The following is a 6,000-nucleotide window of genomic DNA, read 5'->3' on the forward strand; positions in this document are numbered from 1 at the left end:
CATGGAGGAGGCTCGACCGCCTGGGACTGACACCTCGTGAGCGCGGTGCTGCAGGAGTCCGGTCACGACGTGGTGGCAGTGGACCTGCCGACCGAGGACGCCGGCGCGACCCTCGGGGACTACACCACCGCTGTCGGCTCCGCTGTCGGCTCCGCTGCCGGCGGGAGCCGGGCCGCCGTCGTCGTCGGGCATTCCCTGGGCGGATTCACCGCACCGTTGGTGTGTGACGCACTGGGCGCCGCCGGCCTCGTGTACCTCGCCGCGATGATCCCGCTGCCGGGTGAGTCGTTCGCCGACTGGTGGACGAAGACCGGGCACGATTCCGAGGAGATCGCCGACGACCCGGAGGTGCTGTACTACAACGGAGTGCCGGACGAGCTCGCCCGCGAGGCACGGGCCCGGGAGCGTGACCAGCAGGGCGCCTGGCTGTCGCTGCCGTGGCCGGGCCGGCACCCCGAGGTCCCCACGATGGCGATCCTGTGCCAGGACGACCGTCTCTTCCCCGCCCCCTTCATGCGACGGCAGGTGCGCGAGCGCCTCGGGATCGAACCGGTGGAGATCCCCGGCGGGCACTACGCGGCCCTCGGCAATCCCCGGGCTGTCGCATCGGCGCTCGACGGCTTCGCCCGCCGGATCGCCCCGGCACCCACCGGATGAGCTGCACCGCCGCTGGGCCTCAGCGGCTCCCGGTGGCGACGGCGACGATCTCCTGCATGTACGGCGCCACGACCTGCTGCGAGATCTTGCAGTCGAGCAGGAGGACGCCGTCGTCGTCGGAGGCGAGCCAGTCCTCGACGGCGGTGAGGTCGCCGAGGGAGGCGATGGTGGCGGACCGGGCCCCGAAGGCGGCGGCGACGGCGGCGAAGTCCACCTCCTCGATCATCATGGGCCGCGAGTCGATGCCGCGGACGGCATACTGGTGGATCTCGGCTCCGTAGGCGGCGTCGTTGAAGACCACGATGACCGCGCGTCGAGCGGTGCGGATGAACGAGTCGAGGTCCGCGAGCGCCATGAGGGCGCCGCCGTCGCCCGTGCACAGGACGATCGTGGAGTCCGGCAGGGCCCGGGCCGCCCCGACCGCGCTGGGGAAGCCGAGCCCGATGGTCTGATACGCGGTGCCCACCATGATCAGGCGGTTCGGCGCGGGAACGTGCAGGTAGCCCGGCGCCCAGCCGATGAAGTGGCCGCCGTCCTGCACGATCGTGCGGTCGGCCGGCAGCATCCGGTCCAGCATGCGGCACAGGCTCCGGGGGTCGAGGCGGCCGTCGGGGGCCGTCGGCGCACCGTCGTCGCGCGCGTCGTGGGCGCGCAGTGCGGCATCGGCTGCGATGGTGCTCCAGCGGTGGGCTGCGTCCCGGGGTTCGACGGCGGCGAGGAGCGCCTCGGCGGTGAGCCTCGCGTCACCCCGGACGAAATCGGTGACGGCCGGTGAGGTGGGGCCCGCGGCGACATCCACCTGGACGATCCGGGCGGTCGGACCGAAGGAATGCCCGAAGCGCGTCGTGAACTGGTTGAGGTGCGCGCCGAGCACCAGCACGACGTCGGCCTGTTCGATGAGGTGCGCGGTGCGCTCCGACGCCCAGCCACCGGCGATACCCAGCGCCCCCGCGTCGTCGCCGAACAACCCGGCGCCGAGACCGGAGGTCGCGGTCAGTGCACCGAGGCTCGAGGCGAGGGCACGTACCGCCTCTCCGGCTCCGCTCACCCACGCACCCCGGCCGGCCAGGACGAGGGGGCGCTCGGCCGACGCGAGGATCGCCGCGACGCGTTCGACATCCTCCCCGGTCGGCGGGTCGAGGGGCGCGGCGGCAGGTGCGGGAGCGGCGTCCTCCTCCAGGGCCTCGACGGCCGCGAGATCGTAGGGGATCGCGAGGACCACGGCCTCCCGGTGACGCAGGGCATGGTCGACGGCGGCCGCCGCGACGGCCCGGGGACGACCTGCCGAGACGGTGAACGTGGTGGCGCCGAGGCCCTTGGCCACCTGGGACTGGTCGACGTCCCACGGGCGCATCCCTGCCGTGGGCGCATCCCCGACCACGAGCACCAGCGGGATGCCGGCCTGGACCGCCTCGGCGAGAGGGGTCAGGGCGTTGGTGAATCCGGCACCGTAGGTGGTGGTCGCGACGGCGAGCCGCCCACTGGCACGGAAGTAGGCATCGGCTGCGGCGACGGCGCCGGCCTCGTGCCGGACGGCGGTGTAGTGCAGGGCCGGTGCGGCCAGGACGGCGTCGAGGAAGTGGGCGTTGCCATTGCCCATGACGCCGAAGACCTCGGAGGTGACGGGCAGGAGGGCGGAGACGATGCTCGCGGAGACGGTGGCCATCGGGAATCCTTCAGGGCGAAGTCCCCGAGCGGCGATGGTGCAGGCACACGGTCAACCCGGAGGACTTGGTGGGTGAGTTCCGTATGTGCCTCGGGCGACGGCGCCCTTATTGCCTCTTTTTCAGGCACGGCGCCCGTGGCGCCCGACGCTCGCCACTATAGCGGAAGGACGGGTGGCACCCACCCGTTCTTCCGCGTACCCGTGGATCGGCTACGGGGTGACGCGGGCGTCCGCATCCTCCGTCTCCGCCTCGAGCGGTGCACCCTTCGTCTCCCTCACCATGCTCGCCCCGATGAACGAGATCACGCAGAGCACCATGATGTAGATGCCGATCGACCCGGACCAGCCCGTGCTCCCGAGCAGTGCCTGGGCGATGAGTGGCGCGAAGGCCCCGCCGAGGATGGCGCCGAGTGCGTAGCCGATGCCGATACCGGAGTAGCGGACGTTCGCGGGGAACATCTCGGCGTACATCGCGGACATGGGGCCGTAGGACAGGCCGAGCCCGATGGTCAGGATGAAGATGGCGATGCCGTAGGCCCAGATGTTGCGGGTGTCGATCATCATGAACATCGGGATCATCCAGACGAAGATGAGTGCATACCCGATCTGGAACGTGCGGACGCGTCCGATCCGGTCCGAGAGGATGCCGCCGTAGAGGGTGAAGATGAGCCAGCCGAAGGAGGCGAGCAGCGTCGCCAGGAGCACGGGCGCGGCCGGCATCCCGAGGCTCTTCTGGGCGTACGAGGAGAGGAAGGCGATGACGAGGTAGCCGGCGGCGTTGTTGCCGATGAAGATGACCGCGGCGAGGACGACCTGCTTCTTGTTGGTCCTCAGCAGGCTCCGCAGGGGAGTGGCGGTGTCACGCTTGCGCTCGATCATCCGCTTGAACACGGGAGACTCGGCGACGGCGGCGCGGATGAAGTAGCCGACGACGATCAGGACGACGGAGAGCAGGAACGGGATGCGCCAGCCCCATTCGAGGAACGCCTCGGGGGACAGGGAGCTGCGCAGCAGGAACAGGACCAGGGTGGCCAGGATCATGCCGACCGGGACGCCGATCTGCGGGTAGGCCCCCCAGAAGCCGCGCTTGGCCACGGGTGCGTGCTCGACGGCCATGAGGGCCGCGCCGCCCCACTCCCCGCCGGCGGAGAAGCCCTGCAGGATGCGCAGCAGCATGAGGAGGATCGGCGCCCAGACGCCGATCTGCGCGTAGGTGGGCAGCAGCCCGATCAGGGCCGTGGATGCGCCCATCATGATGAGCGTGAAGACGAGCATCGCCTTGCGGCCCATCCTGTCGCCCAGTCGGCCCGCGATGACCGCGCCCAGGGGACGGAAGAAGAAACTGATACCGATCGTGGCCCACGCGACGAGCTGTGCGAGCCCGGGGCTCTCCGTCTCCAGGGGGCCGAAATAGACGGTCGCGAAGACGAGTCCCGCCGCCTGGGCGAAGATGAAGAAGTCGTACCACTCGATGGTGGTGCCGACCATCGTCCCCGCGAGGACCTTGCGGTCGGCAGCGCTCATGCCCCGCCGTCCGGTGGGCTCTGCCCGTTCTGAAGCCAATGCCATGAAAAACCCCTTTGTCTTTCGGTGCGTGCTGCTGATCCTCCCGGGCGGTCGACGTCCGGAGGAGGCGCTGGGGCGCCATCGAGTACGAAATCGTATACGAATGGTAGGCTCCGTGCAGGGAGCGGTCAAGGGTCCCTCCCCGCGCTCGCCGGGACGCCGGGAACCCGGACGCCGCTCCGGAGAGCCCTTTTGGTCGTAGTGTTCACGGACCGCACCCTGTCTCCGGTGGATAATGCCCCACAGTCCTCAGTACTGTTTGAGCATGGCCACCTCCCTCAGAAACAGCCGCGCAGCCGCGCTTCCCGCGAAGCTCTCCCGATCCTGGCTGCTGGCGTCCGCTGCTTCCGAGGACACGTTCATCCCGGCTCTCACGTCCGAGGCCGATTCCGTGGTGTTCGACATGGAGGACGCCGTTCCCGCGGCGGGCAAGGCCGAGGCCCGCGAGCGCGTGGTCGAGGCGCTGTCCACCGGCATGACGGCCTGGGTGCGCGTCAACGGCATCGAGACCGAGTACTGGGCCGAGGACCTCGCGGCCCTCTCGAAGGCACCGGGTCTCCGCGGCGTCATGCTGGCCATGACGGAGAAGCCCGAGCAGGTGACCCACACGGCCATGCGCCTCCAGGCGGGTACGCCCGTCCTCGCCCTGATCGAGTCCGCGCTCGGCATCGAGAACGCGACGGCGATCGCCAGCGCGCCCGGTACCTTCCGCCTGGCCTTCGGCGTCGGCGACTTCCGTCGCGACACCGGTGCGTCCGATGATCCGATGGCGCTCGCCTATGCGCGTTCCAAGCTCGTGGTCGCCTCGCGCGTCGGGCAGTTGCCCGGCCCGATCGACGGCCCGACGGTCGGCGCCCTGGGAGAGGAGCTGCTCGAGGCCTGCAAGGTCACGGCTTCCATGGGCATGACCGGCAAGCTGTGCCTGCTCACGGACGCGACCGACACCATCAACCGGGGACTGTCGCCCAGCGAATCAGAGATCAACTGGGCTGCTGAACTGCTGCGTGAGCACGCCGCGGGTGCCGTGGTTGGCGACGGCTCCTACCTCCCCCGCCTCGCACGGGCGCAGAAGATCTCCTCGCTCGCCGACTCCTACGGTCTCTGGAACGCCTGAGCCGGAAAGATTCCTCGTCCTCCTGCATCCAAACGGCTGCGCCTCCGGGTATTACCGGATGTCAGTGGAAACAGCCCCCGAAGGGGCCGGATCGAGGAGATGTCATGCAAAGAAGCCTGTACGCCGTAGGAGCCGCCGCAGTCGTGGGAGCAGCGTCCATCGCTGCTCCGGCAACGGCCGCAGAAACACCAGCCGTCGCATCGCTGTCGGTGCTTCACGGCGTTCCTGATCTCACCGTCGATGTGTACGTCAACGGTGCCCTCACGCTGGACGACTTCGCTCCCGGCGAGCTCGCCGGTCCGCTGGAGTTGCCGGCGGGGGCCTACCAGCTGGCCGTCACGGCGGCGGATGCAGCCGACGCGAGCGCGCCGCTCATCGGTCCTGTCGACGTCGACCTGGCGGCGGGCGGGAACTACACCGCGACGGCCAATCTCGATGCCGAGGGGAACCCCACCGCGAATTTCTACACCAACGACCTCTCCGCCGTCGAGGCCGGCAGGACGAGGGTCACGGTCCGCCATGTCGCAGCCGCCCCCGCCGTCGACGTCCTCGCAGGGGGAGCGCCGATCCTCCAGAACCTCAGCAATCCGGGTGAGGCATCCCTGACCACGGACGCCGGCACGGTGTCGGCATCGGTGGCTGCCACGGGCACCACCGCTCCGGTGATCGGCCCTGCGGACCTCACCCTCCCCGAAGGCACATCGACGATCGTCTACGCCTGGGGAAGCCTCGAGGCGGGGAACCTCGCGCTGGCCACACAGGTCATCGAGGGCCTCCACTCCGCTCCCGGTGCCGTCCCCGGCGGTCAGTCCGGCCTCGCGGCAGAGGACGACAACGGAGCCGCCGTCGGCATCGGTGCCTTCCTGCTGGTGCTGCTCGGCGGTGCGGCAGCGGCCTCCCGCCGGCGGGCCGTCCGGGTCTCCAGCTAGCCGTGCGGGGTGGGGGGGGGGGGGGGGGCCCCCCCCCCCCCGCAAACACCTCTCCCAAAAAAAAAACA

At 70.1% G+C, this 6,000-nt stretch carries 5 protein-coding genes; 3 read left to right on the forward strand and 2 right to left on the reverse strand.

The window, feature by feature from the left end; genetic code table 11:
- Positions 1-36: 36 nt before the first annotated feature.
- Positions 37-657 carry an alpha/beta fold hydrolase gene (locus ACX80U_RS15410; RefSeq protein ID WP_459269063.1) on the forward strand — a complete coding sequence of 207 codons (621 nt, stop codon included), beginning with the start codon at positions 37-39 and terminating at the stop codon, positions 655-657.
- A gap of 19 nt (positions 658-676) precedes the next feature.
- On the opposite strand, the gene ACX80U_RS15415 is transcribed toward ACX80U_RS15410, so the two are convergent.
- Positions 677-2,323, reverse strand: a complete 1,647-nt coding sequence (locus tag ACX80U_RS15415; RefSeq protein ID WP_459269064.1) for a thiamine pyrophosphate-binding protein — start codon at positions 2,321-2,323, stop codon at positions 677-679.
- A gap of 210 nt (positions 2,324-2,533) precedes the next feature.
- Positions 2,534-3,892, reverse strand: coding sequence for an MFS transporter (locus tag ACX80U_RS15420; protein ID WP_459269065.1), 1,359 nt, complete (start codon positions 3,890-3,892; stop codon positions 2,534-2,536).
- A 262-nt stretch (positions 3,893-4,154) separates the two neighbouring features.
- On the opposite strand from ACX80U_RS15420, the gene ACX80U_RS15425 reads away from it, so the two are divergent.
- On the forward strand, positions 4,155-5,003 hold the full coding sequence (locus tag ACX80U_RS15425) for an HpcH/HpaI aldolase/citrate lyase family protein (RefSeq protein WP_133081475.1): 849 nt from the start codon (positions 4,155-4,157) through the stop codon (positions 5,001-5,003).
- A 104-nt stretch (positions 5,004-5,107) separates the two neighbouring features.
- Entirely contained in the window at positions 5,108-5,932 is an 825-nt protein-coding gene (locus tag ACX80U_RS15430; protein ID WP_459269066.1) for a DUF4397 domain-containing protein, read from the forward strand.
- The last annotated feature ends 68 nt before the right edge of the window (positions 5,933-6,000 follow it).

This window comes from Arthrobacter sp. TmT3-37, from assembly GCF_054510835.1.

Coding starts and splice junctions, on each gene's coding strand:
- ACX80U_RS15415 (WP_459269064.1), bottom strand. CDS start 2,323: ATGGCCACCGTCTCCGCGAGCATCGTCTCCGCCCTCCTGCCCGTCACC.
- ACX80U_RS15420 (WP_459269065.1), bottom strand. CDS start 3,892: ATGGCATTGGCTTCAGAACGGGCAGAGCCCACCGGACGGCGGGGCATG.
- ACX80U_RS15425 (WP_133081475.1), top strand. CDS start 4,155: ATGGCCACCTCCCTCAGAAACAGCCGCGCAGCCGCGCTTCCCGCGAAG.
- ACX80U_RS15430 (WP_459269066.1), top strand. CDS start 5,108: ATGCAAAGAAGCCTGTACGCCGTAGGAGCCGCCGCAGTCGTGGGAGCA.